General features: G+C 72.0%; 16 protein-coding genes and 2 pseudogenes. 10 read left to right on the forward strand and 8 right to left on the reverse strand.

Going from position 1 to position 19,904, the window contains the following annotated elements; translation table 11 throughout:
- The 3 genes and pseudogenes from GA0070562_RS21790 to GA0070562_RS21800 form a co-directional block, all read right to left on the reverse strand.
- Positions 1-241: pseudogene (locus GA0070562_RS21790) on the reverse strand (hypothetical protein); the annotation flags it as partial.
- A 1,000-nt stretch (positions 242-1,241) separates the two neighbouring features.
- The gene (locus GA0070562_RS21795; protein WP_091425325.1) at positions 1,242-1,925 is read right to left on the reverse strand and encodes a response regulator transcription factor; all 684 of its coding nucleotides are present in this window, start codon (positions 1,923-1,925) and stop codon (positions 1,242-1,244) included.
- A 21-nt stretch (positions 1,926-1,946) separates the two neighbouring features.
- Complete coding sequence (locus GA0070562_RS21800; RefSeq protein WP_254663853.1) at positions 1,947-3,239, reverse strand: sensor histidine kinase; 1,293 nt, start codon at positions 3,237-3,239, stop codon at positions 1,947-1,949.
- A 200-nt stretch (positions 3,240-3,439) separates the two neighbouring features.
- Here GA0070562_RS21800 and phoU point away from each other — a divergent pair, with 200 nt between their 5' ends.
- On the forward strand, positions 3,440-4,084 hold the full coding sequence (gene phoU, locus GA0070562_RS21805; RefSeq protein WP_091425327.1) for a phosphate signaling complex protein PhoU: 645 nt from the start codon (positions 3,440-3,442) through the stop codon (positions 4,082-4,084).
- A gap of 46 nt (positions 4,085-4,130) precedes the next feature.
- Here the strand turns inward: phoU and GA0070562_RS21810 are convergent, their stop codons facing one another.
- The gene (locus GA0070562_RS21810) at positions 4,131-4,898 is read right to left on the reverse strand and encodes a phosphoglyceromutase (RefSeq protein WP_091425329.1); all 768 of its coding nucleotides are present in this window, start codon (positions 4,896-4,898) and stop codon (positions 4,131-4,133) included.
- A gap of 152 nt (positions 4,899-5,050) precedes the next feature.
- On the opposite strand from GA0070562_RS21810, the gene GA0070562_RS21815 reads away from it, so the two are divergent.
- Both GA0070562_RS21815 and GA0070562_RS21820 read left to right on the forward strand, forming a co-directional pair.
- On the forward strand, positions 5,051-6,376 hold the full coding sequence (locus GA0070562_RS21815; protein ID WP_091425331.1) for an MDR family MFS transporter: 1,326 nt from the start codon (positions 5,051-5,053) through the stop codon (positions 6,374-6,376).
- Positions 6,377-6,456: 80 nt separating this feature from the next.
- Positions 6,457-7,707, forward strand: coding sequence for an MFS transporter (locus GA0070562_RS21820; RefSeq protein WP_091425333.1), 1,251 nt, complete (start codon positions 6,457-6,459; stop codon positions 7,705-7,707).
- A gap of 374 nt (positions 7,708-8,081) precedes the next feature.
- Here the strand turns inward: GA0070562_RS21820 and GA0070562_RS31115 are convergent.
- The 3 genes and pseudogenes from GA0070562_RS31115 to mshA all read right to left on the reverse strand — a co-directional run.
- Positions 8,082-8,681, reverse strand: a pseudogene (locus GA0070562_RS31115) (hypothetical protein); the annotation flags it as partial.
- A gap of 662 nt (positions 8,682-9,343) precedes the next feature.
- On the reverse strand, positions 9,344-9,877 hold the full coding sequence (locus GA0070562_RS21830; RefSeq protein ID WP_013288782.1) for a type III secretion system chaperone family protein: 534 nt from the start codon (positions 9,875-9,877) through the stop codon (positions 9,344-9,346).
- Between the two features lie 45 nt (positions 9,878-9,922).
- Positions 9,923-11,284 carry a D-inositol-3-phosphate glycosyltransferase gene (gene mshA / locus GA0070562_RS21835; RefSeq protein WP_091425337.1) on the reverse strand — a complete coding sequence of 454 codons (1,362 nt, stop codon included), beginning with the start codon at positions 11,282-11,284 and terminating at the stop codon, positions 9,923-9,925.
- A gap of 171 nt (positions 11,285-11,455) precedes the next feature.
- On the opposite strand from mshA, the gene GA0070562_RS21840 reads away from it, so the two are divergent.
- Together GA0070562_RS21840 and GA0070562_RS21845 are read left to right on the forward strand one after the other, a co-directional pair.
- Positions 11,456-12,220 carry an SDR family NAD(P)-dependent oxidoreductase gene (locus GA0070562_RS21840; RefSeq protein WP_091425339.1) on the forward strand — a complete coding sequence of 255 codons (765 nt, stop codon included), beginning with the start codon at positions 11,456-11,458 and terminating at the stop codon, positions 12,218-12,220.
- A 56-nt stretch (positions 12,221-12,276) separates the two neighbouring features.
- Positions 12,277-13,059 carry an SAM-dependent methyltransferase gene (locus tag GA0070562_RS21845; RefSeq protein WP_091425342.1) on the forward strand — a complete coding sequence of 261 codons (783 nt, stop codon included), beginning with the start codon at positions 12,277-12,279 and terminating at the stop codon, positions 13,057-13,059.
- 171 nt (positions 13,060-13,230) lie between these two features.
- Here GA0070562_RS21845 and GA0070562_RS21850 read toward each other — a convergent pair whose 3' ends face one another.
- On the reverse strand, positions 13,231-14,322 hold the full coding sequence (locus GA0070562_RS21850) for a UDP-N-acetylmuramate dehydrogenase (RefSeq protein WP_091425344.1): 1,092 nt from the start codon (positions 14,320-14,322) through the stop codon (positions 13,231-13,233).
- 70 nt (positions 14,323-14,392) lie between these two features.
- Between GA0070562_RS21850 and GA0070562_RS21855 the strand changes: the two genes are divergently transcribed.
- The 5 genes from GA0070562_RS21855 to GA0070562_RS21875 all read left to right on the forward strand — a co-directional run bounded on the left by GA0070562_RS21855 (position 14,393) and on the right by GA0070562_RS21875 (position 19,886).
- Entirely contained in the window at positions 14,393-15,148 is a 756-nt protein-coding gene (locus tag GA0070562_RS21855) for a maleylpyruvate isomerase family mycothiol-dependent enzyme (protein ID WP_091425345.1), read from the forward strand.
- A gap of 176 nt (positions 15,149-15,324) precedes the next feature.
- Positions 15,325-16,632, forward strand: coding sequence for an extracellular solute-binding protein (locus tag GA0070562_RS21860; protein ID WP_091425347.1), 1,308 nt, complete (start codon positions 15,325-15,327; stop codon positions 16,630-16,632).
- Between the two features lie 70 nt (positions 16,633-16,702).
- Positions 16,703-17,692 (forward strand): carbohydrate ABC transporter permease, encoded by a 990-nt coding sequence (locus GA0070562_RS21865; protein ID WP_091425349.1) that lies wholly within the window; start codon positions 16,703-16,705, stop codon positions 17,690-17,692.
- Entirely contained in the window at positions 17,689-18,522 is an 834-nt protein-coding gene (locus tag GA0070562_RS21870; protein ID WP_091425352.1) for a carbohydrate ABC transporter permease, read from the forward strand. Before GA0070562_RS21865 ends, GA0070562_RS21870 begins: the two co-directional genes overlap by 4 nt.
- Positions 18,519-19,886, forward strand: coding sequence for a GH1 family beta-glucosidase (locus tag GA0070562_RS21875; protein ID WP_091425355.1), 1,368 nt, complete (start codon positions 18,519-18,521; stop codon positions 19,884-19,886). The genes GA0070562_RS21870 and GA0070562_RS21875 overlap by 4 nt, the downstream gene beginning before the upstream one ends.
- Positions 19,887-19,904: the final 18 nt, after the last annotated feature.

The following is a 19,904-nucleotide window of genomic DNA, read 5'->3' on the forward strand; positions in this document are numbered from 1 at the left end:
CCTTCTTCGTCGCCGCGATGATCGCCTTCACGTTGGCGGTCTGCTCGTCGTTCAGGTCGATGTGGGACTGGGTGCCCTGCACACCGTGCGGGATCAGCTTGTCACCCTGCACGCTAACGCTGACCGGCTTGGCGCTGGCCGTGGTGTCGGCCGCGTGAGCGGCGACCGGGCCGGCGAACACGCCACCGGTGAAGGCCAGACCAGCGATACCCAGGATGCTCTTCCGCAGGATCGTGTTCATGAGGGGGCTCCATTCGGGGGATCGACGCCCACACCGACGGGGGCCGGCGCGGGTGCGAGCACCGTCAGGCGCTCAAAAAGTCTTCGAGGGGGGATCTCGGCTGCTCGCGGGGCAGGGGGTGCCTCGTCGCGACGCCGGAAGCATGTCCAACGACCCGCCACCCGGCATCATTCCCGGGCTCACGCCGCCAGGGGAGCAGCGCGGGGGTTCACGTCGTCGGAACCGTGTTCAACGACCAGCCCGCCGGGATGATTCCCTGCGGCTCACGTCGCCGGAACCGTGTTCAACGACCGACAGCCCGCGGCTGTTCCCGCAGGCAGCGCGCCTCTTGCGCGGCTCGGCTGATGCTCGGTCGTTCACCCGGTTACAACGCCACCCACCCGCCGACGATTCCGCCGTCAGAGTGCCGCCCACCACCCCCGAAACGGACACCACACCACCCCGCGCCGTCGATCATGAGGTTGGCGGCGACAAAACGGGCACCGGCCGCCGCCAACCTCATGATCGACGCGGCCGGGCTGGGCCGCCCTGCGCGATCTTGCACTTGGAGCCCACCGAATGCCCGGTTGGCGAGGTTTGCGGGGTGCCAAAGTGCAAGATCGCCGAGCCCGGAAGGAGACCAGGACGGTCATGACTCGCCGCCCATAAGAGCTGCGACAAAGATCCCCGCAACCCGATCGGCGATCTTGGAGTTGTGGCACCTCGCAAACTTCGCGAAAAGGGCAAGGTGGGCGCCACGACTGCAAGATCGGCGAGGTCCACGCTCCAGCGGAGCAGCGACGGGCAGGGCTGAACGGTGAGCGCGTGAGGCGACGCGCAGGCCGCGGAGCGCCGGAGCGCCGGAGCGTCGGAGCGTCGGAGCGTCGGAGCGTCGGAGCGTCGGAGCGTCGGAGCGTCGGAGCGTCGGAGCGAACGGATCATGGAAGGAAAGGGCCCTCATAAGGGCCGAAATCTTCCAAGATCTGCCACGGTCACCCTCGCCGGACGGACCCCGGGCCGGTTACGGCTCGAACTTGTAGCCCAGGCCCCGGACCGTGACGATGTAGCGCGGCGCGGACGGCTCCGGCTCGATCTTGGAGCGCAGCCGCTTCACGTGCACGTCGAGCGTCTTGGTGTCGCCCACATAGTCGGCACCCCAGACCCGGTCGATCAACTGGCCGCGGGTGAGCACCCGCCCGGCGTTGCGCAGCAGCAGCTCCAGCAGTTCGAACTCCTTGAGCGGGAGTTGCACCCCGGCGCCGCCGACTGTCACCACGTGCCGTTCGATGTCCATCCGGACCGGGCCGGCGGCGAGCGTCGGCACGCCCGTCTCGTTCGACTCGGCGCTCTGCCGCCGCAGCACCGCCCGGATCCGGGCGACCAGTTCGCGCGGCGAGTACGGCTTGGTCACGTAGTCGTCGGCGCCGATCTCCAGGCCGACCACCTTGTCGATCTCGCTGTCCCGCGCCGTGACCATGATGATCGGCACGCGCGAGCGCTGGCGGAGCTGCCGGCAGACCTCGGTGCCGGACATCTCCGGCAGCATCAGGTCGAGCAGCACGATGTCGGCGCCGGTCCGGTCGAACTCGGTGAGGGCGGCGGGGCCCGTCGCGGCGACGGAGACCTCGAACCCCTCCTTGCGGAGCATGTAGGACAGGGCGTCGGAGAACGACTCCTCGTCCTCGACCACCAGTACGCGGCTCAACGGGTGTTTCCTTTCCTGTGGTCAGACCTGCCGGAGCTCGGCCGGGCCGGCCTCGATCCCAGCGGAGGCGAGTGTCGTCTCCAGGTCGTCCGGGGGGCGTGCGGGCAACCGGAGGGTGAACGTCGACCCTCCACCAAGGGTGCTCGACACTTCCACCCGGCCGCCATGGTTGCTGGCGATGTGCTTGACGATGGCCAGGCCCAGGCCGGTGCCGCCGGTCGCCCGGGAGCGGGCCTGGTCGGCCCGGTAGAACCGCTCGAAGATCCGGTCGACCTCGTTCGGGGCGATGCCGATGCCCTGGTCGGCCACGGCGATCTCGACGTGTTCCTCGGTGCCTGTGACTGTCACCCGGACCGTGGTGTCCTCGCCGGAGTAGGTGATCGCGTTCTCCACCAGGTTCGCGACCGCTGTGGCGAGTTGGCTGTCGCTGCCGTACACGGTCAGGCCCCGCTGCCCGCCGACGGCGATCTCCACCCGGCGGGCGGTGGCGGCGGTGCGGGTCCGGTCGACGACCTCGGCGAGCACCCAGTCCACCGAGACCGGCTCGGGGGCGGGCTGCGGTTCGGCGCCCTGAAGACGGGTCAGTTCCAGCAGCTCCTGCACCAGGCGGCCGAGCCGGGTCGACTCGTGCTGGATCCGCTCGGCGAACCGCCGCGCGGCCACCAGGTCCTCGGACAGGTCGGGCGCGCCGCCGGCAGCCGGCTCGGTGGCGTCGACGAGCGCCTCGGCGAGCAGTTGCAGCGCGCCGATCGGCGTCTTCAGCTCGTGGCTGACGTTCGCCACGAAGTCCCGGCGTACCCGCGCGAGACGGTGCGACTCGGTGACGTCCACCGCCTCGATCGAGATGTAGCCGGAGCCCAGTCCCATCGCCCGCAGGTGTACGCCGAGCGGGTTGTCCCCGCCGCCGTCGCGGCCCCGCGGCAGGTCCAGCTCGATCTCGCGCCGCACGCCCGTGCGGCGGACCTGCCCGGCGAGGGTACGGATCAACGGGTGCGCCGCGATCGACCCCGGCGTCGCCCCGGTACGGAGCAGACCCATCGCCCGGGCGGCCGGGTTCACCAGCACCGGCACGTCGTCCGGGCCGAGCACCACCACACCTGCCCGCAGCGAGTCGATCGTCTTGCGGCCGAGCCCGGATAGGCCCCCCTGCTGGTCGTCCGGAATCGTCGTCCTCCCTGCGTCACGACGGAGGCTCCCGCCGCCCCGCGACGCCCGGCGGCGCCGCCATTCGTCAACGGGTCCGGACAGCAGCGCCCCGGCGACCAGCCCGGTCACCAGCGCTCCGGCCACCACGGCGGCCACCGCCCATTCCACCCGGCGATCGTAGGGTCATTGTTAACCCGGGGATCGGGCACAAAGGGACGAACCACTCTCGCTTTCGGCAAAGTTCACCTGCGGGCCCCGCGTCGTTCATCCGCGTTCACCCTGGTGCAGGCCGTTCGGCCTAGCGTGGGGCGCGCACCTGCTCCTGCCGTACCCCTCGGGGTCGCGGCCACCGACCTCAGGAAGTGACGATGCGCGACGAGTTCCGGGCCGACCTGCAGATTGTCAGCCAGTTGCTGGTGGACATGGCCGAGGCGGTACGCGCGGCCATGCGGCAGGCCACGAAGGGTCTGCTGACCGCCGACCGGACGGCCGCCGAGACGGTGATCGCGCGGGACGCCGAGATCGACGAGCTGTACCGGCACGTGGAGGAGCGGGTCTGCGACCTGCTGGCTCGGCAGGCGCCGGTCGCCTCCGACCTGCGCGCCATGATCACCGCCCTGCACGTGGCCGCCGACCTGGAGCGGATGGGCGACCTGGCCGACCACGTGGCCAAGACGGCGCTGCGGCGGCACCCCTCGCCGGCCGTCCCGGCGGAGCTGCGGCCGGTCTTCACCGACATGGCCGGGATCGCCGACCGGATGGCCGAGAAGATCGGGTCCGTGCTGGCCAAGCCGGACGCCGACGTGGCTGCCGAACTGGACGGCGACGACGACGCGATGGACGACCTGCACAGGAGCCTGTTCGGCGTGCTGCTCGGCGACGACTGGCCGTACGGGGTGGAGACGGCGATCGACGCCACGCTGCTGGGCCGCTTCTACGAGCGCTTCGCCGACCACGCGGTGAACGCGGGCGAGCACGTGGTCTACCTGATCACCGGTTCGACGTCCGGCTGAGAACCGTGGGCGGGGCCGCCTCGGGGGAGGCCCCGCCCACGCCGTCTCAGCGGCCCTGGTTGGCGACCGCGGCAGCGGCGGCCTTGGCCGCCGCCGGGTCCAGGTACGTCCCGCCGAGCACCTGCGGGCGCAGGTCGGCGTCCAGGTCGTAGCGCAGCGGGATGCCGGTCGGGATGTTCAGCTTGGCGATCGCCTCGTCGGAGATCTGGTCGAGGTGCTTGACCAGGGCTCGCAGCGAGTTGCCGTGCGCGGCGACCAGCACGGTACGGCCGGCCAGGATGTCCGGCACGATCGAGTCGTACCAGTAGGGCAGCATCCGTTCGACGACGTCCTTCAGGCACTCGGTGCGCGGCATCAGCTCGGTCGGCAGCAGCGCGTACCGGGGGTCGCCGACCTGGGACCACTCGTCCGCGTCGTCGATCGGCGGCGGCGGCGTGTCGTACGACCGGCGCCAGAGCATGAACTGCTCCTCGCCGTACTCGTCGAGGGTCTGCTTCTTGTCCTTGCCCTGCAGGGCGCCGTAGTGACGCTCGTTGAGCCGCCACGACCGGCGCACCGCGATCCAGTGCCGGTCGGCGGCGTTCAGCGCCAGCTCGGCGGTGCGGATCGCCCGGCGCATCAGGCTCGTGTGCACCACGTCCGGCAGCAGGTCGTGCTCGCGCAGCAGCTCGCCGCCGCGCCGCGCCTCGGTCTCCCCCTTGGCGGTCAGGTCGACGTCGACCCAGCCGGTGAAGAGGTTCTTGGCGTTCCAGTCGCTCTCGCCGTGCCGCAGCAGGACCAGCGTCCCGACGGTGGGCCCCTCGCTCGCAGTCATGCCGATCATCCTGCCGTACCGGCCGGGCGGACACGCGGCGACCTGTGGTGACGACCACCACGTGGAAAACCTGATGACCACGGCTCCGGCCCGGCACTAGGTTGTAAGGCGTTCTGAACGGGCCGGTCATTACCAAAAACGGGGGCGTCGGGATGCGGACGGTGCGAGGCTGGTTCCAGGACACGGCCGGTGGCCTGCCACGGACGTTCTGGTACCTCTGGGCCGGCACGCTGATCAACCGGCTCGGCTCGTTCGTCCTGATCTTCCTGGCCATCTACCTGACCCAGGAACGCGGCTTCTCGGCCTCCCAGGCCGGTCTGGTGATCGGCCTCTGGGGCGCCGGCGGCGCGGTCGGCACCACCATCGGCGGCACCCTGACCGACCGCTGGGGGCGGCGGCCCACGCTGCTCACCGCGCACGTCGGCGCCGCGGGCATGATGATCGCGCTGGGCCTCGCCCGTCCGCTGTGGGCGGTCGCAGTGGGCGCGCTGCTGCTCGGCGCGTTCACCGAGGCGGCCCGGCCCGCCTTCGGCGCGATGATGGTCGACGTGGTGCCGGACAAGGACCGGCTGCGCGCCTTCTCGCTCAACTACTGGGCCATCAACCTCGGCTTCGCCTGCGCGGCCGTGCTCGCCGGCTTCGCCGCCCAGGGCAGCTACCTGCTGCTGTTCCTGGTGAACGCGACCACCACGCTGGTGACCGCGCTGATCATCTTTGCCAAGGTCGGCGAGACCCGCGGCCCGGTCACAGTGCTCCCCGCCAAGGGCATGCCGGCGCCGCCCGGCGCGCTGCGCACCATCCTCGCCGACCGGGTGTTCCTCGGCTTCGTCGCGCTCAACCTGCTCGCCGCGCTGGTGTTCCTCCAGCACATCTCGATGCTGCCGATCGCCATGGGCGACTCCGGGCTCAGCCCGGCCACCTACGGCTCGGTGATCGCACTCAACGGCGTGCTCATCGTGTTCGGCCAGCTCTTCGTACCCCGGCTCATCAAGGGCCGCAGCCGCTCGCACGTGCTGGCGCTCGCGTCGCTGGTGATGGGCGCCGGATTCGGGCTCACCGCGCTCGCCGACACGGTCTGGCTCTACGGCCTGACCGTGCTGATCTGGACCGTCGGCGAGATGCTCAACTCGCCGTCGAACGCCACCCTGATCGCGGAGCTGTCCCCGGCCGCGCTGCGTGGCCGCTACCAGGGCGTCTTCTCGCTGTCCTGGCAGCTCGCCGGCGCCGCCGCGCCGATCCTCGGCGGCCTGACGCGCGAGCACGCCGGCAACAGCGCGCTCTGGCTCGGCTGTGCGGGCATCGGCGTCGTGGCGGCGATCGCCCACCTGATCTCCGGGCCGGCCCGGGAGCGCCGCGCGGTCGCGCTGCGCGCCGTGGGCACGCCCGTCACGCCGGTCACCGCCACCGCCGCCCCGGCGCCCGAGGCGGCCGAGGCCGCGGCGACCGCACCCGCCGACCCGGTCCGCGCCGGTTCCTGAGTACGCCCCGGCGCGACCGCACCGAGGCGGGTGGATACGGTACGGGACGGAATCGGTAAGGAAACCTTCCTGGAGGACGGGTGCGCGGCCTGCGGCGCTGGTGGGACGACACGGCCGGCGGACTGCCGGCCACGTTCTGGTACCTCTGGTCCGGCCTGCTGATCAACCGGGCCGGCGCGTTCGCGCTGCTGTTCCTGTCGCTCTACCTGACCGCCGCGCGGGGCGCCCCGCCCTCGCTGGCCGGGTTGGTGGTCGGCGCGTACGGGATCGGTGGCGCGGCCGGGACGCTGCTCGGCGGCGTGCTGGCCGACCGGTGGGGACGGCGGGCCACCCTGCTCGCCGCCCACCTCGCCGCCGCCGGGCTGATGGCGGCACTGGCGTTCAGCACGCACCTGGCGGTGATCGCCGTACTCGCCACGCTGGTCGGGGTGGCGCACTCGATGCCCAGCCCGGCGTTCGTGGCCGCCATCGTGGACGTGGTGCCGGAGGCCCGCCGCTCCCGCGCGTTCAACCTCCAGTTCTGGGCGTTCAACCTGGGCATGGCGGTGGCCTCGCTGCTGGCCGGTCTGCTCGCCGAGGCCAGCTTCGTGGCGCTGTTCCTGGTCGACGCCGCTGCCACGCTGACGGCGGCGGTGGTGATCGCGCTGAAGGTGCCGGAGACGCTCACCCGGCGGCCCGCGCTCACGCCGCGGGCGGTGGCAGGACGCCGTCCCGGGCTGCACACCGCGCTCACCGACCGCACGTTCCTGGTGTTCGTCGCGCTGACGTTTCTGCTGGCCGTGCTGACCATGCAGACCTCCACGATCATGCCGCTGGCGATGCGCGCGGACGGTCTGCGCCCGTCGGCGTACGGGCTGGTGGTGGCGCTCGGCGGCGCGCTGATCGTAGTCGGGCAGCTGTTCGTGCCCCGGCTCATCGAGCCGTACCGCAAGTCGACCGTGCTGGCCGTCTCCACCGGCCTGATGGCGCTCGGGTTCGGCGCGCTCACAGTCGCCGACGGGTTGCCGCTCTACCTCGGTGCCGCGGTGGTCTGGACGATCGGGCAGATGCTCGCCGCGCCGCCGAACGCACAGATCAACGCGGACCTCGCGCCGCCCGAACTGCGCGCCCGATACCAGTCGGTGTTCTACCTGACGTTCCCGGCCGCGTCGTTCGTGGCGCCGGCGCTCGGCGGGCTCAGCCTGGAACGCCTGGGCGAGCGGCACTGGCTGGTGGTGGGCGCACTCGGCCTGGTGGCCGCGGCCGGGCATCTGCTCGCCGGGCCGCGCCGGGAGCGGCGGGTGGCCGCGCTGCGGGCTGCGGCCGCGGAACCGGTCAAGTCCGCCCGCTGAGGGGAGACAACGGCAGAGCGCCCACCCCGACCCCCGTCGAGATGGGCGCTCATACCGTACGCCCGGCGGCGGCGGGCGACACTCACCCCCGTAAGCGTCGCCCGCTCGCGCCGCCGGTTCCACGGGCGGCACCGTCCCCCAACGGTGTGCTCCACCCGATCTTCGCGTCTCGCCTGCGCGGATCTGATCGATCCACCGCTCCCCCGAACGAAAACAAGCGTGACGCGGTGCAATAAAGTTAGTTCGCCCGGATTCCGGATTCAACCCAGAACGCTGTCTTGCCCGTCACAGCACCCGTGTCGGAAACCCGGCTGTCCGTGCCGTCGTCCCTGGAATGGCAAACACGGGGTTCCCGTCGGCCATTCCCGCAAACCTCAGCCGTCCTCGCGATTCGGGTTCTCGGTCCGGAAGAAGTTGCTCTGCCGGCCGTCCCGCATCTGCTCCTGGTAGATCAGGTTCAGCCGCCGCAGGTCGAACGTGCGGAACCAGTCGTCCCAGGTGATCTCGCGGATCCGGCTGCTCTCCCGGTACCCGGGGATGTTGAACGTCAGCACCCCGGGCCGGCCCTCGCGCTCGGTGCCGGCGATGGTGGCGGGCTTCGCGCCCCGCGCCCGCGCCCAGCGCTGGATCACCTCGTGGTCACGGGTGACCAGGCTCCGGCCCGGACGCTCCGGCCGGTCCGCGAGTGACGTGATGAGCTGCGACGATCCGATCGACCGGCTGGACGCCGGCCCACGGGTCGGCGCGGTCTGCGCAGTCGGCGCCTTCCGAGCCGGTGCCGCCTTGGCCCGAGCCGGTGCCGCCTTCGCCCGCGACGGGGCCGCCTTGGCACGCGAAGGAGCGGCCTTCGCCCGCGACGGGGCGGCCTTGGCACGCGACGGGGCCGCCTTCGCCCGCGACGGGGCTGCCTTCGCCCGCGACGGAGCCGCCTTCGCCCGAGCGGGCGCGGCCTTCGCACGGGACGACGCAGCGGTGGCCCGCCCGGGTGCCGCCTTCGCCCGAGCCGAAGTCGCCTTGGCTCGAGACGGGGCCGCCTTCGACCTCGTCGCGGTCGCCCGCGACGAAGTCGCCTTCGCTCGGGACGGAGCCGCCTTGGCACGCGCTGTCGTCGCCCGCGCGGAAGTCGCCTTCGCTCGGGCGGGCGCCGCCTTGCGCGTACCCGTCGCCTTGGCCCTGGCGCCGGTGGCGCGTGCGGCCGGCGCGGCCTTGGCCGGCGACGCGGCGCTCCGGCGGGCCGACGTGGTCCGCTTCGCCGCCGTGGTCTTCTTGGCGGCGGTGCTCTTGCGGGTCGCCGACGGACGACCGGCCGGGCCGGTGCTCCGCCGGGCGGCGCCGCCCTCCCCGCGCATGCTTCGCGCCAGGGTCTTCACCAGTTCCGGCTTCCGCAGCGCGGAGATCCCCGTGACCCCGCGCCGCCGGAGCTGGCTGCGGATGTCGTCGACCTTCATCCGGGAGATCGCCGACTCCGACACCCCGGGGGTGTTCGGCGTCTGATTGCCGGTTTGCCGCTTGGTCCGAGTCGCAGTCGTGCCGCGACCTGAGCTGTTGCGCTGAGCCATGGGACACGCTCCTCGACAGTCCGTCCTCGGCCCGCGGTGGGTCCCAGTGCTCCGCACCGCGCGGGGCGGCATACCCGTCAGGAGGGCTCCGAACCTCCGGCGGACGATCCGGCAGTGGCGGACGGCTCGAAAAGGTGCGCGAACGCGGCCAGGTTGGCTGTCGACTCGCCGCGCTTGACCCGCCACTCCCACTCCCGGCGGATGGCGGTGCCGAAGCCGATCTCCAGCATGCTGTCGAACGACTCGTCGGCGTACGTCAGCACGGAACCAAGCAGCCGGTCCAGCTCGTCGGCGTCGATCCCGGCCAGGTTGACCCGCCCGGTCAGGTAGACGTCGCCGACCGAGTCGATGGAGAACGAGACGCCGTACATGCGGGCGTTGCGCTGGAGCAGCCAGGCCCACAGCTCCTCGCGGCGCTCGTCGGGCTGGCGCATCACGAACGCCTCGACCCGCAGCGCGTGCTCACCCACGATCAGGTTGCAGATCGTCTTGAGCTTGTGCGTGCCGGGCAGCGTCACCGCGTACGACGCCTCGCCGGTCGACTCCCACTCCAGCTCACGCTCCGCGCAGACGGACTCGATCAGCGCGGCGACCTCACTCCTGCGGCTCATCGCACCCACTCTACGACCGGCGTACCGGGGCCGCCCGGTGGCGGATCACCAGGAGCACAGCAGGGCCGGGTCGCCGAGCCGCCGCGCCAGCCGGGCCCGGTGCTCGGTGATCGCCTCCCCGTAGACCGCGAGCAGGCCGGAGGCGGTGCGGTGCCAGGAGAAGTCCCGGGCGTGCCGCTCGGCGCCCCGGCCCAGCGCGGCACGGCGTGCCCGGTCGGGCAGCAGCCGGGCCATCGCGCGGGCCCAGTCCACCGGGTCGTGCCCGTCGATGAGCATGCCGCTGACGCCGTCGCGTACCGCGGTGACCAGGCCGCCCACTGCGGCGGCCAGCACCGGAGTGCCGCACGCCTGGGCCTCCAGCGCGACCAGCCCGAACGACTCGTTGTGCGACGGCACCGCGACCAGATCGGCGGCGCGGTAGAGCGCGGGCAGGTCCGCGCCGGTCTGCGGCGGGAGGAAACGCACCCGGTCGGCGATGCCGAGCGAGTGCGCGAGTTCGATCAGCGCGGTGGGCCGGTCCAGGCCGGTGCCACTCGGCCCGCCGCAGATCACCACGGTCAGATCGCCGGCCAGCGCCGGATCCCGTTCGCGCAGCGCAGCGGCGGCGCGGACCAGCACGTCCGGTGCCTTGAGCGGCTGGATCCGGCCGACGAACGCGACCACGTACCCGTCGGTCGGCAGGCCGAGCCGGCGTCGTGCGGCCCGGGTCGCGGCGTCCCGGTCGCCCGCGGCGGGACGGAACCGCTCCAGGTCGACACCGGGTTCCACGACCGCCACCCGGTCCGGGGCGGCCGCGTACCGGTCGAGCAGGTCGCGGGCCTCGACCCGGGTGTTCGCGACCAGCCGGTCCGCCTCGGCGACCACCTGCTCCTCGCCGATCACCCGTGCCTTCGGCTCGGGACGGTCCCCGGCGGCGAGGCGGGCGTTCTTGACCTTGGCCAGGGTGTGCGCGGTGTGCACCAGCGGTACGCCCCAGCGCTCCTTGGCCAGCCAGCCGACCTGGCCGGAGAGCCAGTAGTGCGAGTGGAGCAGGTCGTAGTGGCCCGGCGGGCGGGCCGCCTCGGCCCGCAGCACCCCCGCGGTGAAGGCGCAGAGCTGACCGGGCAGTTCCTCCTTGGTCAGCCCTTCCAACGGCCCGGCGGTGACGTGCCGGACGGACACACCGGGTGCCACCTCGACCACCGGGGGCAGGTCACCGGCGGTGGCCCGGGTGAAGATCTCCACCTCGACGTCGGCCTCGGCCAGCCGCCGGGCCACCTCCAGGATGTAGACGTTCATGCCGCCCGCGTCGCCCGTACCGGGCTGGTGCAGCGGCGACGTGTGCACCGACAGGGTGGCGATACGGCGGGGCCGCGGCCACGGAAGGGCACCTCGCTGACGACCGACACCGGTGTGCAAATCCGCCACGTCCGCTCCCTCTGTCACGGTTGATGCCGTCCCGCACGACCGGCGCTTCTCGGTCAACCCGTGTGCCGGATCTCATCTTCCCCATCGGGGTACCGAAATGCTTTCCGCCGGGTCCCGGGCGTGACGGACCTCATCCCGCCGCCTGGCCCGGCGACGGGAGACAATGACCGGATGACTTCAGTCGCCATCGTCACCGGGGCGTCCAGCGGGATCGGCGCGGCCACCGCCCGCCGGCTCGCCGCCGAGGGATTCCACGTGCTGGCCGCCGCCCGGCGTACCGACCGGCTGGCCGCGCTCGTCGCGGAGATCGAGGCGGCCGGCGGCGCGGCGACAGCTGTGGCCTGCGACGTGACCTCGGACGAGTCGGTCGCCGGCCTGGCCGCCGCCGCCGAGGCCGTCACCGGGCCGGTCACGCTGCTGGTGAACAACGCCGGCGGCGCCCGCGGCCTGGACCCGGTCGAAACGGCCGACGTGGGCGACTGGCAATGGATGTACGACGTCAACGTGCTCGGCACGCTGCGCGTCACCAAGGCGTTGCTCCCCGCGCTGGAGCGCTCCGGCGCCGGCACGATCGTGATCGTCAGCTCCACCGCCGGGCGCGTGGTCTACGAGGGCGGCGGCGGCTACACGGCCGCCAAGCACGCGCAGACCGCGGTCGCCGGCACGCTGCGGCTGGAGCTGTGCGGCCGTCCGGTCCGGGTGATCGAGATCGACCCCGGCATGGTGAAGACCGAGGAGTTCGGCCTGGTCCGCTTCGGCGGCGACGCCGACCGGGCCGAGGCGGTCTACGCCGGAGTCGCCGAACCACTCGTGGCCGACGACGTGGCCGACTGCGTCGCCTGGTGCGCGACCCGCCCGCACCACGTCAACATCGATCAGCTCGTGGTCCGCCCGCTGGCTCAGGCCGCGCAGCACAAGGTCCACCGGACGTCGTGAAGCGCGAGGAGTGAGCCGGTCTTGCGAGCCCCGCAGTCGCTGACCCGGAGGCATTGATGGAGCGTCCGCTCGGCGCGGCCACCCGGGGGACGACGAACCCCAACCGGCTCCGGCGGGTGGACAACTGGATCGTCGAGACATGCGGCGACGCGCTGCGCGCCGCCGCCGACCCGCTCGTGGTGGACCTGGGCTACGGCGCCACCCCGGTAACCCCGGTCGAACTGCGGGCCCGTCTCGCGGCCGGGGTCCGCCCGGACGTGCGGGTGGTCGGCCTGGAGATCGATCCGGTACGCGTCGCCGCCGCCCGTCCCGCCGCCGACCCGCCCGGGCTGACGTTCGCCCGGGGCGGCTTCGAGCTGGCCGGACTGCGTCCCGCGCTGGTGCGGGCGTTCAACGTGCTACGCCAGTACGACGAGAGCGAGGTGGCCGACGCCTGGCGTACCGTCACCGGGCGGCTCGCGCCGGGCGGGCTGCTGGTCGAGGGCACCTGCGACGAGCTGGGCCGGCTCGGCTCGTGGGTGCTGCTGGACGCCGCCGGCCCGCGCACGCTCACCCTGTCGGCGAAGCTGACCACGCTGGAGACCCCGGCGACGCTCGCCGAGCGGCTACCGAAGGCGCTGATCCACCGCAACGTGCCGGGCGAACGCATCCACGGCCTGATCGACGCGCTGGAGCACGCGTGGCGTTCGGCCGCCGGTTACGCCCCGTTCGGCCCCCGGCAGCGCTGGCTGCAGACGGTCGAGGCGGTGAAGGAGACAGGCTGGCCGATCCTGGACACCCCGCGCACGTGGCGCCACGGCTACCTCACGCTCCCCTGGCCCGCCGTAGCCCCCCGCTGACCCGCCCGCCGCCCGCCGCCCGCCGATCTTGCAGTTGCAGCCCTCACATAGCGCGCGGACCAGACATTCCGGCGGCCGCAACTGCAAGATCGCCGGCGCAGGAGGACGGCGGGCGGTGCAGGAGCACGGCGGGCGGGCGGGTGAGTGAGGGCAGCCGGCAGGGGCCCTGGGTCAGATGGTGCAGTTGATGAGGACTGGCTCGGGGTGCAGGGTTACGCCGAAGCGGGACTGCACGCCGTCGCGGATCTCGCGGGCCAGCGCCACCAGCGCGGCCGTACTCGCGGTGCCGGAACGGTTCGTCAGCGCCAGCGTGTGCTTGCTGGAGATGGCGACGCCCTCGGGGCCCGCGTACCCCTTGCCGAACCCGGCCTTGTCGATCAGCCACGCCGCGCTGACCTTCACCGTGCCGTCGGCGCCCGGCCAGTGCGGCGGCTGCCCCAGGTCGGCGGCGCGTTCCCGCACCTGCTCGAACACCTCGCCCGGCAGCACCGGGTTGGTGAAGAACGAGCCCACCGACCAGGTGTCCGGGTCGGCCGCGTCCAGCACCATGCCCTTGCCTGCGCGCAGCTTGCGCACCGTGGCGCGGGCATCGGCGAGCGGCACCCGGTCACCGACCTCGACGCCGAGCGCCCGGGCCAGTTCGGCGTAGCGGACCGGGCCGGACAGTTGGGACCGGGTGAGCCGGAAGTCGACGGTGAGCACCACCCAGCGGTCGCTGTACTTGAAGATGCTGCCCCGGTAGACGAACCCGCAGTCGGCCGCGGCGATCCGCACCACCTCGCGGCGGGTCCGGTCGTACGCCTCGACGGCGACGATCGTCTCGGCGACCTCCTGGCCGTAGGCGCCGACGTTCTGGATCGGGGTCGCGCCGGCCGACCCGGGGATGCCGGAGAGGCACTCCAGCCCGGACCAGCCGCGCTCGACGGTGGCGGCGACGAGGTCGTCCCACGGCTCACCGGCTTCGACACGTACCGTGACGGTGTCGCCGTCCTCGGCGACGACCTGGAACCCCCGGGAGCGGACGAGCACGACGGTGCCGGGGAAGCCCTGATCGCCGATCACGACGTTGCTGCCGCCCGCCAGCACCAGTACGGCCTGCTCCCGGGCTTCCGCTTCCTGCACTTTTAGTACGATCTGGGCGGCGTCCCCGGCGATCTCCAGCCGCCCGGCGGGGCCACCGAGCCGGAGCGTGGTGTAGCGCGCCAGGGTGGCCGGATCGGTCGGGTCACCGGCAGTCGCCGGTTCGGCGTAGACGTCTGACACGCCTTTCACCCTAGGCTGAGGGGTAGCCGGAGCACCCACTGGTGGCCCGGTCACCCCCGGGAGGATGGCGATGAGCAGACTGCACCACACGAAGGACTTCTGGATCGGCGCGCTGCGCACGGAGGGCCCCGCCTTCGCCACGGCGGTGGCGGAGGCGCCGCCCGAGACACCCGTGCTGTCCTGTCCCGGCTGGACGGTGACCGATCTCGCTCATCACCTGACCCGCACGTACGCCTGGGCGGGCACCGTGCTGACCGCCGGCGTGCCGACCCGCCCCGAGCGGCACGACCCGGAGCCGCCCGCGGGCCTGACCGCGGCGCAGTGGTACGCGCAGGAGTACGAGCGGATCAGCGCGCTGCTGGAGGCGACGGACCCGGAGGCGCCGGCCTGGAACTTCGCGCCCCAGCCGAAGAAGGCGGCCTTCTGGCCGCGCCGGCTCGCGCACGAGACCGCCGTGCACCGCTGGGACGCCCAGCTCGCGATCGGTGCGGGTGATCCGATCGAGGCGAAGCTCGCGGCCGACGGGGTGAGCGAGGTGCTGGACACCTGGCTGCCGGCGGGACGGCGGGTGCATCCGGGGCAGTGGCGCGGCGTGGTGCAGCTGAACGCGACCGACGCGGCGCAGGAGTGGTACCTGCGGTTGCGGGGCGAGGGCGTCGCGCTGCTGGACACCGCGACGATCCTCGACCACGACGACCACCGTGCGCGGGCGCAGGTGGCCGGCACGGCGAGCGATCTGCTGCTGGCGCTGATGGGCCGGATCAGCTTCGACGCGCTGGACGTGGCGGGCGACCGTTCCCTGCTGGGCGGCCTGCGGGCCGGCTGACGAACGGCATCACGCGGAGAGGGGCGGCCATCGCCCCTCTCCTTCTTTTCGGACACCTCTGAGAGCGCTCTCTTGACAAGGTCCACGCCCCTCCCCCACGCTGTCGTGAGAGCGCTCTCTTAGTTCCGGAACCGCCTTCCACCACCCGTTTCGACGACCCGAGAGGTCAGGACAGCATGCTCACCTTCACGCGCCGCCGCCTGGCGGCGGTTGCAGTGGTCGCCGCCACCGCGCTGCTCGGCACCACCGCCTGCGGCGGCGGCGACGATGCCGCCGCCGACGGGCCGATAACGCTCACCGTCGACGTCTTCGGCCAGTTCGGTTACGCCGATCTCTACCAGGAGTACATGGCCAGCCACCCCGGCGTGAAGATCGTCGAGCGCGGCACCGGCGGCAACCTCGACGAGTACTCCCCGAAGCTCACCCAGTGGCTCGCCGCGGGCAAGGGCGCCGGTGACGTGGTCGCCATCGAGGAGGGCCTGCTCGTCGAGTACAAGGCCAACCCCCAGAACTTCGTCAACCTGCTCGACCACGGCGCGGCCGACCTGAAGGGCAACTTCCTCGACTGGAAGTGGAACCAGGGGCTCACCGCCGACGGCAAGCAGCTCATCGGCCTCGGCACGGACGTGGGCGGCATGGCGATGTGCTACCGGACCGACCTGTTCGCCAAGGCCGGTCTGCCCACCGACCGGGAGGCCGTGTCCAAGCTCTGGCCCACCTGGCAGGACTACATCAAGGTCGGTGAGCAGTTCACCGCGAAGAAGACCGGCGCCTCGTTCCTGGACGCGGCGACGAACACCTTCAACACGATCCTGCTCCAGACCGCCGGCAACAGCAGCGGCTACAGCTACTACGACACCGGCAACAACCTGGTCGTGGGCAGCAACCCGGCGGTGAAGCAGGCGTACGACACCACGATGGACATCATCGACTCGGGGCTGTCCGGCAAGTACGGCTCCTGGTCCGAGGAGTGGGTGTCGGCGTTCAAGCAGTCGAAGTTCGCCACCGTCGCCTGCCCGGCCTGGATGACCGGCGTGATCGAGGGCTACGCCGGCGCGGGCGCCAAGGGCAAGTGGGACATCGCCCAGGTCCCCGGCAACGGCGGCAACTGGGGTGGCTCGTTCCTCGCCGTGCCGAAGCAGAGCAAGCACCAGGCCGAGGCGATCGAGCTGGCCAAGTTCCTGACCAGCGCCAAGGGCCAGATCGGCGCGTTCAAGGCGAAGGGCCCCCTGCCCTCTTCGCCGCAGGCGCTGGACGACCCGGCGATCCTCGACTCCAAGAACGCCTACTTCTCGGAGGCGCCGGTCGGCAAGATCTTCGCCACCGGGGCCAAGAGCCTGAAGCCGGTCTACATGGGACCGAAGAACCAGGCCGTGCGCACCGAGGTCGAGAACGCCGTCCGCAGCGTGGAGCTGGGCAAGCGCTCACCGGAGCAGGGCTGGACCGACGCGGTCTCCAAGGCCGAGAAGGCCGCCGCCAAGTAACCCGAGCAGCGCGTGCGGGCGGCTACCCGGCCACGGGTGCCGCCCGCACGGCGGAAAGGAGTCCCGGGTCATGGCCGTCCAGCTCGACGCCCGCCCGCCGGTCGCACCGGCGCCCCGCCCCACCCGTCCCGGCCTGGGCAACCGGCTCAGCCGGATCGACACCAAGTACTCGCCGTACCTGTTCATCGCCCCGTTCTTCCTGTTGTTCGGCGTCTTCGGGGCGTACCCGTTGGCTTACACGTTCTGGGTCTCGCTGCACGACTGGGACCTGCTCGGCGCCGAGCACCCGTTCATCGGCTTCGACAACTACACCCAGCTGCTCGCCGACCCGGACTTCTGGCACTCGGTGGTCAACACGCTGGGCATCTTCGTGATCTCCACGGTCCCCCAGTTGCTGGCCGCGCTCTGGCTGGCCAACCTGCTCAACCGGCAGCTCCGTGCCCGTACCACCTGGCGGATGGCGGTGCTGATCCCGAACGTCACCTCGACCGCCGCCGTGGCGATCGTGTTCGCGGTGCTGTTCGGGCGCGACTTCGGCATGATCAACTGGCTGCTCGACCACGTCGGGATCAACGCGATCGACTGGAAGGCGAACCGGTTCGCCGCCTGGGTCGCCATCTCCACCATGGTCGACTGGCGCTGGACTGGCTACAACGCGCTGATCTTCCTGGCCGCCATGCAGGCCATCCCCCGCGACCTGTACGAGTCGTCGGCGATCGACGGCGCCGGCCGGGCCCGGCAGTTCTGGTCCATCACGGTGCCGCTGCTCAAGCCGACGATCATCTTCGCGGTCATCATCTCCACCATCGGCGGCCTGCAGCTCTTCACCGAGCCGCGGATGTTCAACTCCGGCACCAACGCGATCCGCGGCGGACCGCTGCGGGAGTCGCAGACAGTGACCATGTACATGTTCGAGAACGCCTTCGCGCCGCACTACAACTTCGGCTACGGCTCGGCGGTCGCCTGGCTGCTGTTCGCCCTCATCGCGGTGGTCGCGGCGATCAACATCCTGCTCCTGCGCCGGCTCGGCGGCGCCTCCCGCAAGGAGGTCTCCCGATGACCCGCCTCTGGTCGGCCAGCCGGCTCACCTACCTGGCGCTGACGCTCTCGGCCGTCCTGTCGATCTTCCCGATCTACTGGATGTTCGTGGTGGCCAGCCGCACCAGCGACACGATGGGCCAGGTACCGCCGCCGCTCACGCCCGGCGGCAACCTCGGCGCCAACATCGCCCGGCTGTTCGACAACACCGACGCGTACTTCCTGGCCGGCCTGATCAACTCGGCCATCGTGGCCAGCACCGTCACGATCTCGGTGGTGTTCTTCTCCACGCTGGCCGGTTTCGCGTTCGCCAAGCTGCGCTTCCGCGGGCGCAACGCGCTGCTGCTGGCCATCGTCGCCACCATGATGGTCCCCACCCAACTCGGCGTGATCCCGCTCTACCTGCTGATGACGAAGCTGAACTGGAACGACCGGCTGCCCGCCGTGATCGTGCCGGCGCTGGTCACCGGCTTCGGCGTGTTCATGATGCGCCAGTACGCGGGCCAGGCGGTGAGCACCGAGCTGATCGAGGCGGCCCGGATGGACGGCTGCAACACCGCGCGGATCTACTGGAACGTGGTGCTGCCCGCGCTGCGCCCGGCCGCCGCCGTCCTCGGCCTGCTCACGTTCATGACCACCTGGAACGACTTCCTGTGGCCGTACGCGGTGCTGAACGACCCGGAGAACCCGACGGTGCAGCTGTCGCTGCGGGCCCTCTCCGACGGGTACTACCAGGACATGTCGCAGGTGTTCACCGGCACGGCCATCGCCACGCTGCCGCTGCTGCTGGTGTTCGTCGTCTTCGGCCGCCAGATCATCGGCGGCATCATGGAAGGTGCGGTCAAGGCATGAGCAACGTCCGATTCCCGGAGGGCTTCGTCTGGGGCGGAGCCACCGCCGCGTACCAGATCGAGGGCGCCGCCCGCGAGGACGGCCGCGGTCCGTCGATCTGGGACACCTTCAGCCGTACGCCGGGCGCGGTGTTCCAGGGACACACCGGCGACGTGGCCTGCGACCACTACCACCGGTACGCCGAGGACGTCGCGCTGATGGCCGAGCTGGGACTGCGGGCGTACCGGTTCTCGGTGTCCTGGCCCCGGGTGCGGCCGGACGGCACCGGCCCGGCCGAGCCGCGCGGGCTCGACTTCTACGACCGGCTGACCGACGCGCTGCTCGACGCCGGCATCGACCCGATCGTCACGCTCTACCACTGGGACCTGCCGCAGGCGCTGGAGGACCGGGGCGGCTGGACGGTCCGGGAGACCGCCGAGCACTTCGCCGAGTACGCGCTCGCCGTGCACGGCCGGCTCGGCGACCGGGTGCGCACCTGGACCACGCTCAACGAACCGTGGTGCTCGGCCTATCTCGGGTACGGCTCCGGGGTGCACGCCCCGGGGCGGCGGGACGCCGGTGACGCGTTCCGGGCCGTACACCATCTGCTGCTCGGCCACGGCCTGGCGGCGCGGGCGCTGCGCGCGGCCGGCGCGGAGACGCTCGGGATCACGCTCAACCTGGCCGACGTGCAGCCGGCGGACGCTGGCAGCGCCGCTGATGCCGAGGCGGTCCGGCTCGTCGACGGCCTGCACAACCGGATCTTCCTGGACCCGCTGACAGGCGGCGGCTACCCGGCGGACGTGCTGGCCCACGTCAGCCGGATCGTCGCGCCGGACTTCGTCCGGGACGGGGACGAGAAGCTGATCGCCGCGCCGCTGGACCTGCTCGGCCTGAACTACTACGCGCCCACCTACGTGGCCGGGCGGGCGGGCGGCGCGGGCGGCGACGCGTGGCCGGGCACCGCCGGAACGGTCGAGTTCCTGCCGCCGGCCGGGCCGCTGACCGACATGGGCTGGTCGATCGAGCCGGCCGGGCTGACCCGGCTGCTGGAACGCGTGGCGTCCGACCACCCGGGGCTGCCGTTGATGATCACCGAGAACGGCGGGGCGTTCCCGGACACCGGGCTCGACGAGCGGGGCGGGGTGGCCGACGCCGACCGGGTCGCCTACCTCGACGGGCACCTGCGCGCGGCGCACGAAGCCATCGCCCGGGGCGTGGACCTGCGCGGTTATCTCGTATGGTCGGTGCTGGACAACTTCGAATGGGCCGAGGGTTACCGGAAGCGGTTCGGGATCGTCCACGTCGACTACCTGACCCAGCGGCGCACACCCAAGCGCAGTGCCCGCTGGTACCAGGAGGTGATCGCCCGGAACGGGCTGTGACGAGGTGGTGGTTACGGG

This window comes from Micromonospora tulbaghiae (assembly GCF_900091605.1).
Taxonomy (GTDB): domain Bacteria; phylum Actinomycetota; class Actinomycetes; order Mycobacteriales; family Micromonosporaceae; genus Micromonospora; species Micromonospora tulbaghiae.

What these genes read in the sequence shown, in the direction of transcription:
- phoU (WP_091425327.1), top strand. Translation starts at nt 3,440, where the DNA reads ATGCGCGACGAGTTCCGGGCCGACCTGCAGATTGTCAGCCAGTTGCTG.
- GA0070562_RS21810 (WP_091425329.1), bottom strand. Translation starts at nt 4,898, where the DNA reads ATGACTGCGAGCGAGGGGCCCACCGTCGGGACGCTGGTCCTGCTGCGG.
- GA0070562_RS21815 (WP_091425331.1), top strand. Translation starts at nt 5,051, where the DNA reads ATGCGGACGGTGCGAGGCTGGTTCCAGGACACGGCCGGTGGCCTGCCA.
- GA0070562_RS21830 (WP_013288782.1), bottom strand. Translation starts at nt 9,877, where the DNA reads ATGAGCCGCAGGAGTGAGGTCGCCGCGCTGATCGAGTCCGTCTGCGCG.
- GA0070562_RS21840 (WP_091425339.1), top strand. Translation starts at nt 11,456, where the DNA reads ATGACTTCAGTCGCCATCGTCACCGGGGCGTCCAGCGGGATCGGCGCG.
- GA0070562_RS21845 (WP_091425342.1), top strand. Translation starts at nt 12,277, where the DNA reads ATGGAGCGTCCGCTCGGCGCGGCCACCCGGGGGACGACGAACCCCAAC.
- GA0070562_RS21855 (WP_091425345.1), top strand. Translation starts at nt 14,393, where the DNA reads ATGAGCAGACTGCACCACACGAAGGACTTCTGGATCGGCGCGCTGCGC.
- GA0070562_RS21860 (WP_091425347.1), top strand. Translation starts at nt 15,325, where the DNA reads ATGCTCACCTTCACGCGCCGCCGCCTGGCGGCGGTTGCAGTGGTCGCC.
- GA0070562_RS21865 (WP_091425349.1), top strand. Translation starts at nt 16,703, where the DNA reads ATGGCCGTCCAGCTCGACGCCCGCCCGCCGGTCGCACCGGCGCCCCGC.
- GA0070562_RS21870 (WP_091425352.1), top strand. Translation starts at nt 17,689, where the DNA reads ATGACCCGCCTCTGGTCGGCCAGCCGGCTCACCTACCTGGCGCTGACG.
- GA0070562_RS21875 (WP_091425355.1), top strand. Translation starts at nt 18,519, where the DNA reads ATGAGCAACGTCCGATTCCCGGAGGGCTTCGTCTGGGGCGGAGCCACC.